Annotated in this window: 16 protein-coding genes; 9 read left to right on the top strand and 7 right to left on the bottom strand. The window is 38.7% G+C overall.

The genetic code is table 11. From position 1 onward, the window contains the following. Positions 1-110: 110 nt before the first annotated feature. Positions 111-932 carry a Cof-type HAD-IIB family hydrolase gene (locus tag JOC83_RS04575; protein WP_205184340.1) on the top strand — a complete coding sequence of 274 codons (822 nt, stop codon included), beginning with the start codon at positions 111-113 and terminating at the stop codon, positions 930-932. A gap of 169 nt (positions 933-1,101) precedes the next feature. Here the strand turns inward: JOC83_RS04575 and JOC83_RS04570 are convergent, their stop codons facing one another. Then, positions 1,102-1,800 carry a pseudouridine synthase gene (locus tag JOC83_RS04570; RefSeq protein ID WP_205184852.1) on the bottom strand — a complete coding sequence of 233 codons (699 nt, stop codon included), beginning with the start codon at positions 1,798-1,800 and terminating at the stop codon, positions 1,102-1,104. 238 nt (positions 1,801-2,038) lie between these two features. Here JOC83_RS04570 and JOC83_RS04565 point away from each other — a divergent pair, with 238 nt between their 5' ends. Further along, the gene (locus JOC83_RS04565) at positions 2,039-3,055 is read left to right on the top strand and encodes a L,D-transpeptidase family protein (RefSeq protein WP_239583299.1); all 1,017 of its coding nucleotides are present in this window, start codon (positions 2,039-2,041) and stop codon (positions 3,053-3,055) included. A gap of 37 nt (positions 3,056-3,092) precedes the next feature. Here JOC83_RS04565 and JOC83_RS04560 read toward each other — a convergent pair whose 3' ends face one another. Both JOC83_RS04560 and JOC83_RS04555 read right to left on the bottom strand, forming a co-directional pair. After that, on the bottom strand, positions 3,093-3,287 hold the full coding sequence (locus JOC83_RS04560; protein WP_205184337.1) for an IDEAL domain-containing protein: 195 nt from the start codon (positions 3,285-3,287) through the stop codon (positions 3,093-3,095). Between the two features lie 95 nt (positions 3,288-3,382). Next, positions 3,383-4,009, bottom strand: a complete 627-nt coding sequence (locus JOC83_RS04555; protein WP_205184335.1) for a DUF6944 family repetitive protein — start codon at positions 4,007-4,009, stop codon at positions 3,383-3,385. 135 nt (positions 4,010-4,144) lie between these two features. Between JOC83_RS04555 and JOC83_RS04550 the strand changes: the two genes are divergently transcribed. Then, complete coding sequence (locus tag JOC83_RS04550; protein WP_205184332.1) at positions 4,145-5,215, top strand: DUF3900 domain-containing protein; 1,071 nt, start codon at positions 4,145-4,147, stop codon at positions 5,213-5,215. A 98-nt stretch (positions 5,216-5,313) separates the two neighbouring features. On the opposite strand, the gene JOC83_RS04545 is transcribed toward JOC83_RS04550, so the two are convergent. Both JOC83_RS04545 and JOC83_RS04540 read right to left on the bottom strand, forming a co-directional pair. Next, positions 5,314-5,832 (bottom strand): hypothetical protein, encoded by a 519-nt coding sequence (locus JOC83_RS04545; protein WP_205184329.1) that lies wholly within the window; start codon positions 5,830-5,832, stop codon positions 5,314-5,316. Positions 5,833-5,879: 47 nt separating this feature from the next. Beyond that, positions 5,880-6,809, bottom strand: a complete 930-nt coding sequence (locus tag JOC83_RS04540) for a DUF3298 and DUF4163 domain-containing protein (protein ID WP_205184326.1) — start codon at positions 6,807-6,809, stop codon at positions 5,880-5,882. A 204-nt stretch (positions 6,810-7,013) separates the two neighbouring features. On the opposite strand from JOC83_RS04540, the gene JOC83_RS04535 reads away from it, so the two are divergent. Together JOC83_RS04535 and JOC83_RS04530 are read left to right on the top strand one after the other, a co-directional pair. After that, positions 7,014-7,214: a hypothetical protein gene (locus tag JOC83_RS04535; RefSeq protein ID WP_205184324.1), complete on the top strand. Its 201-nt coding sequence runs from the start codon at positions 7,014-7,016 to the stop codon at positions 7,212-7,214. 179 nt (positions 7,215-7,393) lie between these two features. Then, a complete protein-coding gene (locus JOC83_RS04530) occupies positions 7,394-8,521 on the top strand; it encodes an acyltransferase family protein (protein ID WP_205184322.1) in 1,128 nt (375 codons plus the stop codon). Positions 8,522-8,619: 98 nt separating this feature from the next. Here the strand turns inward: JOC83_RS04530 and gltD are convergent, their stop codons facing one another. Further along, positions 8,620-10,101 carry a glutamate synthase small subunit gene (gene gltD, locus JOC83_RS04525; RefSeq protein ID WP_205184320.1) on the bottom strand — a complete coding sequence of 494 codons (1,482 nt, stop codon included), beginning with the start codon at positions 10,099-10,101 and terminating at the stop codon, positions 8,620-8,622. A gap of 21 nt (positions 10,102-10,122) precedes the next feature. Continuing rightward, complete coding sequence (gltB, locus tag JOC83_RS04520; protein ID WP_205184318.1) at positions 10,123-14,673, bottom strand: glutamate synthase large subunit; 4,551 nt, start codon at positions 14,671-14,673, stop codon at positions 10,123-10,125. A 148-nt stretch (positions 14,674-14,821) separates the two neighbouring features. Between gltB and JOC83_RS04515 the strand changes: the two genes are divergently transcribed. From JOC83_RS04515 to JOC83_RS04500, 4 genes are all read left to right on the top strand, one after another. Next, positions 14,822-15,724, top strand: coding sequence for a glutamate biosynthesis transcriptional regulator GltC (locus tag JOC83_RS04515; RefSeq protein WP_205184315.1), 903 nt, complete (start codon positions 14,822-14,824; stop codon positions 15,722-15,724). A gap of 192 nt (positions 15,725-15,916) precedes the next feature. Then, positions 15,917-16,393, top strand: a complete 477-nt coding sequence (locus JOC83_RS04510; protein WP_205184313.1) for a hypothetical protein — start codon at positions 15,917-15,919, stop codon at positions 16,391-16,393. Between the two features lie 124 nt (positions 16,394-16,517). Further along, complete coding sequence (locus JOC83_RS04505; RefSeq protein ID WP_338038865.1) at positions 16,518-17,054, top strand: peroxiredoxin; 537 nt, start codon at positions 16,518-16,520, stop codon at positions 17,052-17,054. Positions 17,055-17,223: 169 nt separating this feature from the next. Then, positions 17,224-18,747, top strand: coding sequence for an HD-GYP domain-containing protein (locus JOC83_RS04500; RefSeq protein WP_338038864.1), 1,524 nt, complete (start codon positions 17,224-17,226; stop codon positions 18,745-18,747). Positions 18,748-18,844: the final 97 nt, after the last annotated feature.

Below are 18,844 nucleotides of genomic sequence, written 5' to 3'. Positions count from 1 at the left end.
AAACTTCCTAGCTAGTAGAATGAATAGTAAGAACTTTTGATTTATTTGTAGAATCAATTTTTTATAGTAGGATAGTGATGAGTAACTCATCATAGAAAGGAATTGTACAAATGACTTATAAAATGATTGTATTAGATTTAGATGATACCCTTCTTCGTGATGATCAGACGATTTCACCTCGTACGAAAGAAGCGTTAATGAAAGCCCAAGAAATGGGTGTAAAAGTTGTACTAGCATCAGGACGACCAACGTATGCAATGACCCATATTGCCGAAGAGCTTCGTTTAAAAGAATATGGTAGTTTTATTCTTTCATTTAATGGTGCCAAAATTATAAATTGCCAAACGAACGAAGAACTATTTAGTAGTACGCTACCTCCTGAGACGGTTCATCGTTTATATGACATTAGTCGTCGTGAAAACGTATGGATTCACACATATGTAGGGAATGACATTGTGACGGAAGAAGAAAACGAGTTTACGGATGTAGAAGGCAACTTAACTGGCATGCCAATTGTAAAGGTCGAACATTTCGTGAATGCGGTGAATGAACCTGTAGTCAAAGTGCTAATGCTGCAAGAAGCAAATCGATTAGTAGAAGTAGAGAAAAAATTACAAGCAGAGCTAGACGGTGAGCTAAGTGTTATGCGCTCAAAGCCTTTCTTTTTAGAATTCACAGAAGTGGGTGTGACAAAAGGAACAAGTTTGCACCTTTTAATTAAAAAGCTTGGCATTAAACAAGAAGAGGTTATTGCCATGGGTGACAGCTATAATGACTTAGCCATGATTGAATTTGCTGGATTAGGTGTGGCAATGGGGAATGCACCTGATGACATTAAAGAGATTGCTAATCATGTAACCGATACAAATATGAATGATGGTGTAGCAAAAGTAGTAGAAGAATTTGTGTTAAAAACAAACGTGCTTGTTTGATCAAAATAAAAAGACGCCTGTACAAAGCAGGCGTCTTTGATGCGTTTTGAGGCGAGATCGACCGTGTGGCCACATCCACACGTTGCTCAAGGCGTGTCGCTCGACTTACACAAATTAGCTCATCGCTCAATTAATATATCACTTCTCTTCTAAAAACACAAGCTATTTTTTAAGAGTTTTCTACTTGCATATGTAGCGTCTTTAATTCTTCAGCTGTTAAGTCACGCCATTTCCCTTTTTCAAGTCCACCTAACTTAACATTCATAATGCGAATGCGCTCTAGCTTTGTCACGGTGTACCCAAATGCTCGGCACATGCGACGAATTTGGCGATTAAGTCCCTGTGTTAAGATAATCCGAAATGTTACATCATTCACTCGAAACACTCGACAAGGATTCGTTTTCACATTCGGAAGCTGCACACCCTTTGACATTCCTTCTAGAAAAGCATCGCTAAATGGTTTATCTACTGTGACAACATACTCTTTTTCATGATGATGTTCCGCACGCAAAATTTTATTGACAATGTCACCATCATTCGTCAGTAAAATGAGCCCTTCCGATGCTTTATCTAGACGTCCTACCGGAAACACTCGATATGGATGATTGACAAACTCAATAATATTCCCTTTAATATGTTCAGCAGCCGTACATGTAATACCAACAGGCTTATTTAGCGCAATATAAATGGCGGGATCTTCATTTTGCTTAATTTCTTTTCTATCAATCAACACGACATCGCCTTGTGTAACAAAGCTGTTTTTATTCGCCGTTTCTTCATTGATTCTTACACGCTCAGCAGCAATTAGACGCTCTGCTTCACGTCTTGAACAATAGCCTGTTTCTCTGATAAACCGTTGAATCCTTATCATTGCACACACACGACCTCTTTCTTTTTCTTCGGTCTGATTATTGTACCACACACCTCGGTCAAGCTAGTGAGTTACTTTTCACGTTACGAACTTTAATCATCGTTTTGAACAGATTGCCCATAGGTATTTTTTCCTTTTTGTAACAATTTTAACAAAACTGTAAAGTGTCCAAGCTCTTCCCACATAACATACAAAGAGTTCAACAGATTCATTACACACAAAAGGAGGGTAATCATTGATTCGTAAGCTTATTGTAACTCTGATCACCGCTTGTCTTCTTATTTTGGCCGTCAATATAACCTCAGCGGAAGCTTCTAGCAGTCAACTCATCATTATTAACAAATCCACAAATCAACTCGCTTATTACAATAACGGCAAGCTTATCAAAGTCTTTCGCGTGGCAACGGGTAAAAAACCATCCTATACCCCAGAAGGAACCTTTAAAATTGTAAACAAAATTAAGAACCGCCCTTACTACAAAGGCAAGGTAAAAGGCGGTGATCCACGCAATCCATTAGGCGATCGGTGGCTAGGTATTAATGCACGTGGCACATATGGTACGACCTATGCTATACACGGAAACAACAATCCCAGCTCTATCGGGAGGTATGTTAGCAATGGTTGCATTCGTATGTACGATGAGGAAGTACGTTGGTTATTTGATCAAGTTCGTGTCAATGCAGTCGTCATTATCACCACTTCGCAAAAGTCGTTTGATTCAATTGCTGCTGCAAACGGATTTAAGGTAAGTGGTGGAAGTCACACACCAGTCGTGTCTACGCCAAGTTCGAGCAGCGCTTTAAAAAAGGGACATAGAGGAAGTGAAGTAAAACAGCTGCAGCAAAAGCTACATGCGTTAGGTTATAACACAGGTGGTATTGACGGTGTATTTGGAGTAGCAACAGAAAGAGCAGTTCGCGACTTTCAACGAAAAAGCGAGCTAGCTGTCGATGGTATCGTAGGCTCTGCAACTAAAAAAGCATTACATCTTTCAAATCTTTCATCTAAGAAAACAGCTCCACCTACCGTCATCTCTTCTAAAGGGATTTCAAGTACATTAAGACAAGGTAGTCGTGGAAATGAAGTGATGACTCTTCAACAAAGACTACATGCATTAGGATATCGCACAGGAGGTATTGATGGTATATTTGGAGCTGCAACAAATGCAGCAGTACGAAACTTTCAGCGCACCAACAACCTCGATGCTGATGGTGTCGTCGGGCCAATAACAAAAAAAGCACTTAATCTTTGAAAAAAAAAACAGGGGTTCTTTCCCCTGTTTTTTTACTCTATATAGTTCGTAACTCCTGTGTTAAACGCAAAAACTTTTCCTTATCTCGCTCTTGTAATGACAAATCAATTTGGCTTCGAAGTTTTTCTTCATGGACATCTCGCAGAACCTTATCTAAAAACATTTCTGCTAATAGAGCATCAATCACTTTCTCTTCCGATTGGTAGGATTCGTTTAGTAGATTTTTTTCCATAGATATCAACTCCTTGTCCCTTTTTATTATAACTTAAATTAACTGATAATTCAAACATTTTTTAGTATGGTAATAAGTTGATTACATACTATATTTTAGAATTTACAATATAAGTATGCATCCTGCTCTTTTTCACTCTTGCTTTCCTCTGGATTTTGCTCTTGTTGTTTGGGCGAATGAGGACGAATCGCTTCTTTGAATGCTTCAATGACGGCTCCTGTAGCTTGAATCCAACTACCGGTTACACCAATAATCTCAAATATCCGCTGCTCGTTTCCTAGCTGATAAGCTCCTGATAATGCTTGTATGAAAGCTCCTATAGATTGTAAAGAGTTACCGACTACTTCTAAAAAGATTGGCTGATTTGTGTCTACATTTTGCAAATCATTGATAACCTCCAAACCCGCTCCAATCCCCTGTAAACTGTCACCAATCACAATTAAAATATCATATTCAATAAGCTCTTCACGTTGTCCACCTATCACCCCTGCAATAACCGATAAATTACCGGTTATTTGCACTTTACTACCTAAACTTTCAAGGATTTCACCAGGTGGCTCATTAATTTGCAGAGAGCTTCCAAGCGCTTGTAAACCGTTACCTAAGATAATAATCTGTTCATTTTCACGAGAGCTTTTCATCAATTCTCTCGTTGCTCCGATTGCTGCTGTTACATTTCCCGTTGCCGTTATCCACGCACCAAGGAGTTCATATTGCCCCATTCCACTCCCTCCTTTTTTTCACCCTGCCGTTACAGTATGGTATGCATCATGCAATGAAAGTGAGCGTGAATTGACGAAACGATCTCCCTTTTCTATACTTAAAAGACTCTTAATTAATGAATGAAGGTGAAAACAATGGACTTTCAAATGCGATTTTTATCTTTTTATGTCGTTCAAATAGAAGGAAAAGAAGATCAAGCAGCTAAGCACTATAAACACTTTCAAACGATGAATGAAGAACAATATGAAAATAGTGCGTTAAAAGATTTTTTAGACGGTGAGTTTAAAAAGATTGTCAAACGTAAAGTGGAGCGTCACCCCAAATCCGAGCAAGTTCCAACAAAGCTTGGTTACTTTATTGTTGAACCTGGTCATGAACTCACATCAAACCCGAACTACAATCTTTTTCACCGTGCTCTCCATGCTGACTCCAATGAAGCGTTTAAAGAAGTCAGTGAAGAATTCGTTCGGGCCTACATCGATACAGCCGCTGTACGAGGTGGCGCATTTTTAGTCGCAACGGCTACACCAAGAAAATACTTTGACCACTCTTTCGTTTTCGTGATGAAATGTGACTTTGAACCAAAGGTAGCGTCCATCGCTGACGAATCAACACTGATCCGTCACGTTGAAATGGCCATCACAACGAAAAACATGAAATCGATTCAATACCCCTACATGCCTGAAGAAGGCATGATTGAAGAAAACGAATTAAAAATTCACCAATCATCACATGCTCGCTATTTTGAAGACTTCTTAAAATTTGTTGAGTACGGCGAACCGATGCCAGAAATCATGAAAAATCAAGTGATGGAAATGGTACGTGGACATATTCATGAAACGTTTGAGCCAGAAAGTGAAGAGCTTGAACAATTCGAAGTGGAAATGGAAACATGGGCCACAAGTGAAAAGCGTGAAATTCAAGAGCGACTAGACACACACCAAGTCGTTGAAGCTGCTGCCCACATTATTGAACACTCACCAGAAGCAGAGCTTAAAATGAAAGTAGGAGAAACCGAGATTAAAGGATTACTAGCCGATTTCGGGCAAAATATACATCTTGCCAAAGTAAATGGACGGTACGTCGCTGTGGTTGAAGCGGAATCCATTCTGTTTGAAAAAGGCGTATCGCCAATTGAATTTTTGAAGCCAGATGAGTTAGATGCGGTATTAGAGAGAATTCGAAGGAAGATGACTGGAGAATAAAGAAACTGACTGGGCTACGTCTAAAAAGCACTGACTACATGTTGGTGCTTTTTTTACAAGTAGTACTCATCGTCTCGATCATCTGGAGGGTAAAGTGGTTACTCGTTAAGAAACCCCATACTTTTCACAACATGAAGCGATGAAATAAACGATTGCAGTTCTTTCTCATCAAAATCTTCACGAGAAATAGAGGGCAATCCTGCAAAAATCTTAACTAAATGATAAAGTCGATCCGCGCTTCCACCAATAAAGCAAGAAGAAATTTGTTTATGGTTAGTTGTTTCTACTACAACCAATGCGCCGATAAAAAGCGCTGACTCTGCATCATCAAGACTTAATTCAACGTCCTTTTCCTTTACTAAAGCAAAATCGAGTCCGTATCGATGTTGTACTTTTCCTTGCAGAAGTGCCAAAATCGATTTTTTATAAATAACATAGATTCCACAAATTTTTTCACGAACGGGCATAAACGGATCAGCTAAATGATTTTGCACATCTGGATGATCAATGGGCAGCGGTAAGGCTTCAAGCTCATTAAGAAAAAAGGCATGAACCTCTTGAATACCCCACGCTCGATACTTTTTTTGATAAGTTTGATACGTTTCATAAGTACTCAAGAGATTTCCTCCTCTTCCTTAGCTGTAGAGATACGTATTGAACTAGTTTAGTGCTTAAACACCGAATAAGGAACTTTAAAGAAATTAATGCCATTTGAATAAGGGCCGTATTCATATTCTTGGAAGATAATCATAATTCCATCTTCTTTAAAATAGAACTGATCTTGCTTTAGATTGACAGATTCAAATTCCTCTACCCAAAATTGAGCACCTTTTTTGTTGCGAGCAATCATCGTATTTTTAATGAATGTATTCACTTTATTAAGCTGAGTTTTATTCGTAATAACGTCACCCAACTGAATTTCTTTCGCTTTTAGTAAATCGTAATTGTAGGTCTCGACACCCCCAAGGCCATGTGCACCACCACTATACATGTAGTAAGTTGAGGAAACGCTTAGTCGGTTATCTTGATTGTACGAAACAGATGATTTCATTGAATAATCGTAAGGTCCTAAATACCAACCACTTGCTTCATCTTCGGCTTCCATGTCTTTTAGGTCCCAATACTCTGTTTCTGCTTTATTTGCTAGATTAAGAAAATGATGATTAATACTTCGTTCTAGCTTCTTATTGAAAAGACCCGAGAATTCAGGATATGTAATCCCTTCCATCAATGTTTTGATTGTATAATTTACGCCTAAAGCTTGAATTCTATCGCTTGGTGCTTTTTCAAATTTTACGATATTCGTTTGAGGAACAAAGATGTTTCCACCTATGTTATAAAGCGTTTTTTCATTTTGATAAATCATTTCATAGACACGATATGCTTGACCTTTCTTACCAATTGATACAGTAAATGAGCCATCTTTGTTTTTCTTATATAGCTTGATATCTGATGAAAATGTGACCTTTCCAACTTGTCCTTTCACTAATTCTGTACTTCCCCACATTACTTTTGCTTCTGCTGAATCTTGTGATTGCCCTAAAGGAGACAGTAGTAACATTCCCGTTAAAGCAGCAATGGCCATTTTTTTCATATCTTTCCACCTCTTTTATACAACTATATTTATTATAGAAAAATTTTACATAAATTTAAACCTTTAAGACTACGAAAATAATAAAAAACTTATCTAAAACAAAACCAATGAACTATAAACAACACCTATTTTTTTCGTATAAAAGCTCTTTTGCATCGTCTGTAGCATAATCTATAACAGTTTAACGAAGGAAGGTTATAAAAGATGTTCAATCAATTTAATCGTTTTCCTCATCCACAAACGTGGGGATATTATGGTTTTTCTCCTTACAATACAGGGCCTTGGCATAACTTACACACCAATCACTATCATTTGTATTATCTAAATCCTGCCCTTATGAAATCCTATACACCTCATCAAGCATTCTCTCCTTATCAAGGCTTTCCATTTGTAAATGGAAATTGAGCCAAAGATATCTCCCTGTGCATCGGTCCCTGCTATTACATCGTTAGAAGGTAATGTGCAAGGGATCCGTACATAGAACATCTTACCTTTTAAACCATCTCTTTTTATAGTTGAAAACAGAAAAGGAATAACATAAGCTAGAATAAGGAAATGAATAGATTGTTGAATAGAAAGAAGAGATGAGAAGATTGAACAGACAGTATGATTTAGATTGGATACGCGTCGCTGCAACAGTTGCTGTTTTTGTTTTTCATTGTACAATGTTTGCAAACGCTTTTCCGTGGCACGTTAAGAACAACGAGTTAAATTCAGGATGGGTTTTTTCACTTTCTCTCCTTCTAAGTACATGGCTTATGCCTATATTCTTTGCCATTTCAGGCATTAGTGTGCGGTATGCACTCGAGAGAAAAACAGTTAGAAATTACATAACAGAACGATTGACTCGGCTTGGAATTCCTTTACTTTTAGGCATTTGGATTTTATCTCCACCTCAAGTCTATATTGAGAGGATTTCATACGAACAATTTAACGGCTCATTTTTAGATTTTATTCCTCATTATGTAGATGGGTTATACCTTGGCATTGGAGGTAGTGGAAATTTTGCATTTGTTGGTCTACATTTATGGTATTTGCTTGTTTTATTAGTATTTTCAATCCTTACCCTGCCGCTTTTTCGATTCATACAACACCTTACAATTAAACCGGTTTATTACTATTTCCTACCGATTCCACTCGTTTTGTTGTCAACTATCAATATCGTAGACTTAGGTAGCTGGGACATTTTTTTCTATGTCGTTATTTTCATATATGGCTATTACTTTTTTCATGGCAATGTCTTTCAAACAATGATTCAAAAAACGTTTTGGATTCACTTGCTTATCGGTGTTTCAACATCCATCATTTATACAAGTTGGTTTATCATCAATATACCAGAAGTCGGAACAACGGCTTTCTATTTATTTAAAAGTATTCGTGGACTTAGCTGCTGGAGCTCTCTTATAACAATTTTTTATCTAGGTCATCGCTATTTGAGACGTTCAAACCATACACTTGCTTATACGAGTGAAGCAGCGATGCCGGTTTATATTCTTCATCAGCCCGTTATCGTCATCATTGGTTTTTTTATAAAAGATTTATCTTGGTCAGTGGAATGGAAATTAACCTTTCTCTTCGCAACGTGCTTTAGTCTTGTTCTATTACTCTATCACGTACTCATCCGTCCTTTTAATGTGATGCGTTTTCTGTTTGGGTTAAAGCAAAAGCCATCCATACACAAAGGGCTGCCTGTCAAAGAAACTAGTAGGTGAATCATTCAAAAAAAGAGCGCGAACCTTTGACGAACGGTTCGCGCTCTTTGTCTTATTTATTAAAACCCCTTTGTTCATACAACATTCCCATCCTATGTTTACGTTAACACCGTACTTCCCATTAAATACGTGTCAACTTGACGAGCTACTTCACGACCTTCGTGAATGGCCCACACAATGAGACTTTGACCTCTTCTTGCATCTCCGGCTGCGAATACCCCTTCTACATTTGTTGTGTACTCTCCGTAAGCCGCTTTTACTTTTTGATTCGTCGTTTCAATACCAAATTGCTTAAGGAGCGGTTGCTCAGCCCCTTCAAATCCGATTGCAACGAATACAAGCTGTGCAGGCCACACTTTTTCTGTACCTGGTATTTCGTTGAACACAAATCGGCCATCTTCCCCTTTTACTTTTTCCATTTGAATCGTATGCAACTCTTTTAAATTACCATTATCGTCCGCTACTATTTTTTTCGTTTGAATTAAATATTGACGTGGGTCACGGCCATATTGCTTTTGTGCTTCCTCGTATGCATAATCAAGTGAATACACATCCGGATAAGCTGGCCACATGTTGTCTTCTGTACGTGCCATTGGAAGCTGAGGGTGTTTACCGAACTGAACAACGGTACGACATTTTTGACGTAAAGCGGTTGCGACACAGTCTGCACCCGTGTCACCGCCTCCAATGACAATAACATCTTTACCTTCTGCATCAATAAATTGACCATCCTCAAAGTTTGAGTCTAATAGACTCTTTGTTGTTTCTGTTAAGTAATCCATCGCTAAATGAATTCCTTTTGCTTCTCGTCCTTCGATAACTAAATCGCGCTGCTTTTGTGCACCAATACAAAGAATAACAGAATCATATTGCTCGTTTATCTCTTCGGAAGAAATATCTTTTCCAACCTCTGTATTCGTTACAAAATCGATGCCTTCTTGTGTAAGCAAGCGTACACGTCGTTCAACGACTTCTTTTTCTAACTTCATATTTGGAATCCCATACGTTAACAGTCCACCAGGACGATCAGCACGCTCATACACGGTCACAGAGTGTCCAGCTTGATTTAACTGATCAGCCGCTGCTAATCCCGCAGGTCCTGAACCAACAATTGCAATCTTTTTACCAGTGCGCTTTGTCGGAATTCTTGGTGTAATCCAGCCATTTTCAAATCCTTTGTCGATAATTGTACGCTCAATATTTTTAATCGCGACAGCCGGATCTGTAATGGCCAATGTACAGGAACCTTCACATGGAGCTGGACAAACACGTCCTGTAAACTCTGGAAAGTTATTTGTTTTCATTAAACGCTCTAATGCTTCTTTCCACCTACCACGATACACTAAGTCATTCCACTCAGGAATTAAATTGTTAATTGGACATCCTGTTGTAACATTGTTTAATTCCATTCCCATGTGACAGAAAGGAGTCCCGCAGTCCATACAGCGGGCACCTTGTCTGCTTAATGATTCATCAGAGAAAGGAGCTGAATATTCGTTCCAGTCGTTAATACGCGTGCTAGCATTTCTCTCTGTCGCCTTTTCACGTGTATATTCCATAAATCCTGTTGCTTTTCCCATTACTCTCTCTCCCTTCCGTTCTTATACAACCTCTAACTTCTTTGCGATAACCTTTTTCTCTTGACTTGCATTTTGTTGAAACGCGTTCATAACCGCTTCTTCTTTCGGTAATCCACTCGCTTCATTATCCTCAATAAGCGTCATCATTCGCTTGTAATCTTTCGGAATAACTTTTACAAATTTTGAAACGAATACGTCCCAGTTTGCTAGAATATACGCAGCTTTTGGACTTTCTGTATATGCATAATGTTTTTCGATTAACGCTTTTACTTCCGCGATTTCTTCTTTATTTAAAAGAGATTCGAAATCAATCATCTCTTGATTACATTGCTTTTTAAATGATGTGATATCTTCTGGTAATACGTATGCGATACCACCTGACATACCAGCTCCAAAGTTTTTACCTACTTCACCTAAAATCACGACTCGGCCACCTGTCATGTATTCACAGCCATGATCACCAATGCCTTCCACAACTGCTTTTACCCCACTGTTACGAACACAGAAGCGTTCGCCAGCGCGACCATTAATGTACGCTTCACCGCTTGTTGCTCCATAAAACGCAACATTTCCGATGATGACATTTTCAGCTGCGACAAGTGTTACTTCTTTCGGTGAAGAGACCACAATCTTCCCGCCTGACAAGCCTTTTCCAACATAGTCATTTGCATCTCCTGTTAAATACATCGACATGCCGCTTGGTACAAATGCACCAAAGCTTTGACCTGCTGATCCTGTAAAGCGAAGTGTAATTGTATCTTCTGGTAATCCTTTCTCTCCGTAACGCTTCGATACTTCGCTACCAACAATCGTTCCAACTACACGATTGATATTTGTAATCGGAGATTCAATATCCACTTGATGCTGTTTTTCTAAAGCTGGACGAACAGCCGGTAATAGCTTTTGCATATCAAGTGATTCGTCAATTTTATGATTTTGTGGTGTACGGAATGTACGAGCTCCTTTTGGTTGATACAGTAAGTTTGTTAAGTCAAGGTGACTTGCTTTCCAATGTGCTTTTGCACGTTCACTCACCTTCAATACATCTGTACGTCCAACCATCTCATCCACTGTTTTAAAGCCTAGTTGAGCCATTAATTCACGTACTTCTTCTGCCACAAATCGCATGTAATTCACAATGTGGTCTGGATCGCCCATAAATTTCGCACGAAGCTCTGGATTTTGTGTTGCTACCCCAACCGGACATGTGTCTAAGTGACAAGCACGCATCATGACACAGCCAAGCACGATTAATGGAGCTGTTGCAAATCCAAACTCCTCAGCCCCTAAAAGAGCTGCCATTACAACGTCGCGACCCGTCATTAACTTCCCGTCTGTTTCTAATACCACTTTTTCACGTAAGCCGTTTAGCATTAATGTTTGATGAGCTTCTGCTAAACCAAGCTCCCACGGTAAGCCTGTATGCTTAATACTCGTTTTTGGCGAAGCACCTGTTCCTCCGTCATATCCACTAATAACAATAACATCGGCTGCCCCTTTCGCCACACCTGCTGCGATGGTACCAACCCCTGATTTTGCTACAAGCTTAACACTAATGCGTGCATCACGGTTTGCATTTTTTAAATCGTGAATTAACTGTGCTAAATCTTCAATTGAATAAATGTCATGATGCGGAGGTGGTGAAATGAGCCCAACCCCTGGTGTAGATCCACGAACATCGGCTACCCATGGATAGACTTTGTTTCCAGGAAGCTGACCACCTTCACCTGGCTTTGCTCCTTGCGCCATCTTAATTTGAAGCTCATCTGCGTTTACTAAATAATGGCTTTTCACACCGAAACGACCAGACGCAATTTGTTTAATGGCACTGCGACGTAAATCACCATTTTTATCAAGTTTGTAGCGACTTGGATCCTCTCCACCTTCACCACTGTTGCTTTTCGCCCCTAAACGGTTCATTGCAATAGCTAATGATTCATGCGCTTCTTGACTTAATGAACCAAATGACATCGCCCCTGTTTTAAAGCGTTTCACAATGGAATCGACAGACTCTACTTCATCAAGAGACAACGCTGGACGCTCTTCATCGAATGCGAATAAGTTACGTAAAAAGCCCATTCGCTCTTCGTTTGCCATATCAGAGTACGTTTTAAATAAGTTATAGTCGTTCTTACGACACGCCCATTGAAGCGTATGAATGGTTTTAGGATTAAACGCATGATGCTCACCTGTTTTTCTCCATTGGAAGTCACTACCAGACTCTAATGACTGTTCGTGTGTTTCTTTATACCCTTCTTCGTGTCGAACGGTTGCTTCTTTTGCAATAACATCTAACTCGATACCGCCTAGCTGTGAAGCCGTACCTGTAAAATAGCGCTCAATCACTTCTTGGCTAATTCCAACCGCTTCATAAATTTGAGCACCTCGGTAACTTTGTACAGTGGAAATTCCCATTTTCGACATGACTTTGACAACACCCTCAGTCACACCTTTTACATACTTTTGCACCGCTTCTTCATAACTCACTGCTAAAGCCCCGGCTTGAATTTCATCATGATACGTCGCGAATGCTAAATAAGGATTAATTGCATTAGCACCGTAGCCAATTAGCGCTGCGAAATGATGAACTTCTCTTACTTCACCAGCTTCTACAATGATGCTTGCTTTCGTACGTGTTCCTTGACGGATAAGATGCTGATGTAATGCACTAACAGCTAATAATGTTGGAATCGCTGTTTCGTTAGCAGTCATATTACGGTCTGATAAAATAAGAAGACTTACACCCTCTTTAATTGCTTCATCAGCTTTTACACACACTTCCTGGATAGCACCTTCTAAATCTTCCTTAAACAAAGTTGGAATCGTTCGAGTTTGAAACTCGGCAAAACGATTATTTCGTAGGTGTGTAAGCTGTTCATTAGTTAAAACAGGTGTGTCTAATTTAATACGACGACAGCTTGATTCGTTCGGATGAAGAAGATCACCTTCAGCTCCTAAAAATGACAGCGTTGAGGTCACAATTTGCTCACGAATCGCATCAATCGGTGGGTTCGTTACTTGTGCAAATAATTGCTTAAAGTAATTAAATAACGACTGTGGGCGATCTGATAAAACGGCAAGTGGTGTATCATTCCCCATTGAACCAAGCGGATCTTTTCCTTCAGTTACAACCGGAAGTAAATATTTATGAATATCTTCATACGTATAGCCAAATGCCTTTTGACGGCTACGTAAATCGTTAAATGATTGTGGAACTTTCTCTTGGCTATCTTCTAATGTCGCGATTTGGTTTTCTAACCACTGAGCATAAGGATACTCAGCTGCCATTTCCGACTTAATTTCATCATCAGAAATGATTCGACCTTCTTCTAAGTCAATGAGAAGCATTTTACCTGGACTTAGACGATCTTTGTATAAAACATCTTCAGCTTCGACATCAATAACACCTACTTCTGAAGAGAAAATGATGTAATCGTCTTTTGTCACATAATAACGAGCAGGACGAAGACCATTTCGATCTAAAATCGCACCGATTTGCTTTCCATTCGTAAATGAAATAGCAGTTGGTCCATCCCAAGGCTCCATTAGACAGCTATGATATTCATAAAATGCTTTCTTTTCTTTTGCCATGTGTTCATTTTCTGTCCATGGTTCTGGAATAAGCATCATCGCGGTATGAGCTGGCTTACGTCCTGCTAGTACGAAAAATTCAAATGCATTATCAAGAACGGAGGAATCACTTCCATCTGTGTCTAAAATAGGAAGTAATTTATCTAAATCTTCTCCAAATGCGTCTGACACAAACTGTTGTTCACGCGCTTTCATCCAATTAATGTTTCCGCGTAGCGTGTTAATTTCACCATTATGAATGAGATAGCGATTCGGATGCGCTCGCTCCCAACTTGGGAATGTATTTGTACTAAAGCGGGAGTGTACTAAAGCAAATGCTGAAACAAAAGACTCGTCTTGTAAATCAGAATAAAATGCATCTACTTGCTCAGGAGTTAACAATCCCTTATAAACAATTGTTTGACTAGAAAGACTTGCAAAATAGAATGATTTCTCTTCCTTTTTGCCCCAGTTTTCAGCTTGCTTACGAATGACATACAATTTACGCTCAAATGCTAAATCATCTGCTGCTTGTTTTCCTTTTCCGATAAACACTTGACGCACAATTGGCGCACTCTTTTGTGCAACTGTTCCGATTTTTCCGACATTTGTAGGTACAGTTCTCCATCCCAAGACAACTTGACCTTCTTGTTCTATATATTCGTTTATTTTATATTCAATATTTTGGCGATTTTGATCCTCTTTTGAGAAAAAGATCATTCCAACTCCATATTCACCTTTAGTTGGCAAATCTAAGTTGTCACACTCTTTACGAAAAAAAGCATCAGGAATCTGTACCATAAGTCCTGCTCCATCACCTGTTAATGGATCACTTCCTTGTCCACCGCGATGGTCTAATTGACAAAGCATGCCAAGTCCCTTTTTTACAATATCGTGTGTAGGAACTCCCTTTAAATGCGCGTATAAACCGATTCCGCATGCATCATGTTCAAATTCAGGACGGTAGAGACCTTGCGCTTTCGGTAATTGATTGTATGTCATCTTTTCTCCCCCGTTTCATTAATTTTATCCTCTGTCTATTTATCAAGTTCAGATCACTTATTAATTATTGTAGGTTTTCAGAATTATATAAACAATATATAATTAAGATCAAACCAATCTCATTTTGAGATGAATGCAGGAGGAACCTATGGAATTACGCCAATTAAGGTACTTTATCGAAGTTGCTAAAAAAGAACATTTTTCTGAAGCAGCTGCTCATTTACATGTTGCACAGTCTGCAATTAGTCGACAAATCAGCAATTTAGAAAGTGAGCTCGGCGTTGAATTGTTCGAGCGTGAAGGACGGAATGTAAAGCTCACCTCCATCGGAAAAATTTTTTTGTCGGAAGCGGAAGTCGCCATGAAAGCAATTGAACACGCAAAAAAGCAAATCGACGAATATTTAGATCCGGAGCGTGGAACGATTAAAATTGGATTTCCAACAAGTCTTGCGAGCCATCTTCTTCCTACTGTTCTTTCGGCATTTAAACAAAAACATCCGAACGTAGCTTTTCACTTACGACAAGGCTCTTATAGCTTTTTAATCGATGCAGTCAAAAAAAGAGAAATTGATTTAGCGTTTCTTGGCCCTGTTCCAACAGACGATCCTGACATTGAAGGTCACATTTTATTTACAGAAAACATCTCAGCCCTACTCCCGATTAACCACCCTCTTGCAGAGCGTCAAAGCATTCGATTGCGTGATTTACGAAAAGATCAATTTGTCTTGTTTCCGAAAGGGTTTATTCTTGAACAAATTGCCATTGATGCATGCAAACAAGCTGGGTTTCAGCCGAATGTTTCATCTGAGGGGGAAGACTTAGATGCGATTAAAGGATTGGTTTCTGCTGGCATTGGTGTAACTCTTCTACCCGAAAGTACATTCCATGAAACAACGCCACGCTTCACAAAAAAAGTAGCCATTGAAACTCCAATCGTTCGTCGCACAGTCGGCATTATCATTCCAACAAACCGTGATCTAGCTCCGTCTGAAAAAGTATTTTTCCAGTTTGCAACAGAATTCTTTTCATTATTGGAGCAATATCGTTAAAGGACGACATGGTAACATTGCTTGTACTTTAACTTTTCTAGGTGATGATCGGGTGACGTTCTTTTTTCTTGTACAGCATATGGTATAATCAACAAGCACGAATATATACACATGCGATACTCTTTCTTTTTTAAATAGTAGAAGATAAAACTTAAGCATATCGTAAATTATAACTAAAGCGAGGATTTATTCATGTTAACTTTTGAAGAAAAAATAGGTATTATTGAATCGTTCCCACAACTAACACGTAACAACGTATCACTAGGTCGTGTTAATTTTCATTATGATGAAAGTGTGTTTGAAAAAAAGACGGTCGTGTATCACTTACACCCTAATGGAAATGGATTTGTATATGGCGGGAACTTAACAAACTATGAAACAAATGATAAAGGTTTTGTAAACATTCGTGATTTCTCAGAAAAAGAATTAAAAACCATTATTCACGAAGCCATTCAATCATTGTCACCTAAATCAGATGTACACCTTGAAATGGCGATTGTTGGGGATGGAGAAGAAGAACGCTGGATTGGTCCTAATAACGCTGTTCTCTTACTAATTGATGAAGATGACTTATGGAACATTTACGATGGCCTAAACTTAGAAGCAGCGTTTGAAACATACGAAGAAGCAGAGCAGTATTTAGAAGAAGAAGGATTTAAGCGAGCATAAAATGAAAAGCTCTCCGTTTGTCGGAGTGCTTTTTTTGTATAGAGAGCACAAAAGTTTTCAAATAAGTAAGTCAGATAGTATAATAGAACTAAGTACTTTAGAACTATTACCAGGAGGTAGCATGATGTTAAACATCGGCACACAAGCACCACATTTTACAGTGAACACTGTTTCTTCTCATTCCACGTTACCTATTCCAGTTTCACTTGATGCATATAAAGGTAAGTGGCTCGTTCTCTTTTTCTATCCTTATTCTTTTTCAATTGTTTGTCCAACCGAGATAAAAAGTTTAGATCGAAATCTTCCAGAATTTGAAGAATTGAATACAGAAGTGTTAGCCATTAGTACCGATAGTGTCTTCACACAGCGTGCATGGTTAAAAGCAGATCACCCAAATGCAATTGGAACCATTAATGTAAAGCTTGCATCTGATTTTACAAAAGAAGTGACACAAGCTTACGATGTTCTTCAACCGGAAACAGGCGCCTCTTATCGCGCAACATTTATCATTGATCCAAAAGGAACCATTCAATATGCTACAATGACGAATGACAATGTCGGAAGAAGCGCGGTCGAGACATTACGAGTTTTAAAAGCGCTCCAAACAGGCGGCTATTGCCCAATGGATTGGAATGTAGGAGATCACGTCCTACAAAGCTAACGATAATCGCACATTCCTATTTCAAGTGGACAGTGAAGGTTAGCCTTTTTCATTGTCCACTTCTCCATTTTTTTGTCACTTCTCATCGTTCTACACCTCTGCCATTTTTGATATAATTTACCTAAGACCTAAGATTCAGCTCACATTACTACATAGGAGGCAGATTTCATTGCCTATTTTTTCAACCTTTCAAAAAAGAATGTTTTTAAACAACCTACTTAGCTCAGCTTTTGCTGTATTCGGTGTTGGAAGCACCTTCATTTTTTATACCATTTCTTTATCTCTATTCGAAACGATTATTCTTTTAGTCATCATGGTGCTATCAGTTCTCATTATGATTACCTGTGAGTTTGTAACATATAAAAAACAAATCAAGCCAATCAAACTCGCTTTTACCGAAAAATCAAATAGCTTACGAACACTTCAACAAGCTTATGAGCAAGCTCACACTTTTCCTGTGTTGACCGTAAAAAGAATTTTGATTCCTCACTTACTTGGCTTATCCATTCCAGCTTCTTTATTAGCAAGCTTTTTTATTTTTATGGGCCACTTAACAATTCCCTACTACTTTATTATTTTGGCGTGGGCTGGAGCTATATTAATTGCAACGATGCATGCACTCATTGAGTTTTTTTTAACGTTTCGTACCATTCAACCGCTACTTACGTATTTAAGTGAGCAAGCAAAAACCCAATTCAGTGCAAACTTATCTCTTCATAAAAACACGTTTATTAGCATCAAAAAAAAGATGTTAACAAGCTCTTTATTTTCGGCCATTTTTCCTGTCATGTTATTTAGTCTTGCAAACGAAGTACATGTTTTTGAACAGCAAGGATTACGATGGAGTGAATATTGGAGCTGGGCAAGTATCATTTTAGTAATGGTCATGATTATTGCATTAAGCGGTGCATTTTTGCTTTATAAAAACATCCAACAGCCACTTCATGAACTTCAAGAAGCGTTTCATGACGTAAAAAACGGGGAGTTTAATGTATTAGAAAACACTTATTCAGATGAGTTCTCTCAGCTCGTGACAGGATACAATCATATGGTAACGGCAATTAAAGAAAGAGATGCTCTAAATAAGCAATTATTAGAAAGCTTTTTCACAGTCTTTGCTGCTACATTAGACGCACGTGATCATTATACAGCTGGTCACTCAATACGTGTAGCAAGTTATGCTGTAAAAATCGGTGAGAACGCACATCTTAATGAGCAGGAACTCAACTTACTCAAAAAATCAGCTTTATTGCATGATATCGGAAAAATTGGCATTCCTGATCGCGTCTTATTAAAAGACGGTAGATTAACAGACGAAGAGTTTAGTTATATTAAACAACACCCTGTCATTGGAGCGACTATATTAGAGCAAGTTAGTTTAACAGAAGAAATGAAGCCTATCCTTCCAGGCGTGAAATATCACCATGAACGATTTGATGGAAAAGGATACCCTGATGGATTAAAAGAAAAAAACATCCCTCTATTCGGACGAATTATCGCTGTAGCCGATGCATTTGATGCAATGACTTCGGATCGTCCTTATCGAAAAGGGATGTCTGTAGACAAAGCACTTGCCATCCTTGAAGATGGAAAAGGAACACAATGGGATCCTTATTTCGCTTCGTTATTTATTAAAATAATGAAAGAAAAAGATTCAACAGATTCCAACAGTGAGCCAGCCTACTACAGGTGAAATGAGTAAAAGAAGCTGACGTTGAACGTTTTTAGAAGTGGACAGTTTTCGACTGTATGTAAGCTGGATTGTCAATCAAATCTCTTTGAATGACGAT

This window comes from Priestia iocasae, assembly GCF_016909075.1.
Classification (GTDB): Bacteria; Bacillota; Bacilli; order Bacillales; family Bacillaceae_H; genus Priestia; species Priestia iocasae.
This window is presented reverse-complemented; position numbering and strand designations above follow the sequence as displayed.

Excerpts from the sequence above, each read along its gene's own strand:
- JOC83_RS04575 (WP_205184340.1), top strand. The coding sequence starts at position 111 with ATGACTTATAAAATGATTGTATTAGATTTAGATGATACCCTTCTTCGT.
- JOC83_RS04560 (WP_205184337.1), bottom strand. The coding sequence starts at position 3,287 with ATGGAAAAAAATCTACTAAACGAATCCTACCAATCGGAAGAGAAAGTG.
- JOC83_RS04555 (WP_205184335.1), bottom strand. The coding sequence starts at position 4,009 with ATGGGGCAATATGAACTCCTTGGTGCGTGGATAACGGCAACGGGAAAT.
- JOC83_RS04550 (WP_205184332.1), top strand. The coding sequence starts at position 4,145 with ATGGACTTTCAAATGCGATTTTTATCTTTTTATGTCGTTCAAATAGAA.
- JOC83_RS04540 (WP_205184326.1), bottom strand. The coding sequence starts at position 6,809 with ATGAAAAAAATGGCCATTGCTGCTTTAACGGGAATGTTACTACTGTCT.
- JOC83_RS04535 (WP_205184324.1), top strand. The coding sequence starts at position 7,014 with ATGTTCAATCAATTTAATCGTTTTCCTCATCCACAAACGTGGGGATAT.
- JOC83_RS04530 (WP_205184322.1), top strand. The coding sequence starts at position 7,394 with ATGAGAAGATTGAACAGACAGTATGATTTAGATTGGATACGCGTCGCT.
- gltD (WP_205184320.1), bottom strand. The coding sequence starts at position 10,101 with ATGGGAAAAGCAACAGGATTTATGGAATATACACGTGAAAAGGCGACA.
- gltB (WP_205184318.1), bottom strand. The coding sequence starts at position 14,673 with ATGACATACAATCAATTACCGAAAGCGCAAGGTCTCTACCGTCCTGAA.
- JOC83_RS04515 (WP_205184315.1), top strand. The coding sequence starts at position 14,822 with ATGGAATTACGCCAATTAAGGTACTTTATCGAAGTTGCTAAAAAAGAA.
- JOC83_RS04510 (WP_205184313.1), top strand. The coding sequence starts at position 15,917 with ATGTTAACTTTTGAAGAAAAAATAGGTATTATTGAATCGTTCCCACAA.
- JOC83_RS04505 (WP_338038865.1), top strand. The coding sequence starts at position 16,518 with ATGTTAAACATCGGCACACAAGCACCACATTTTACAGTGAACACTGTT.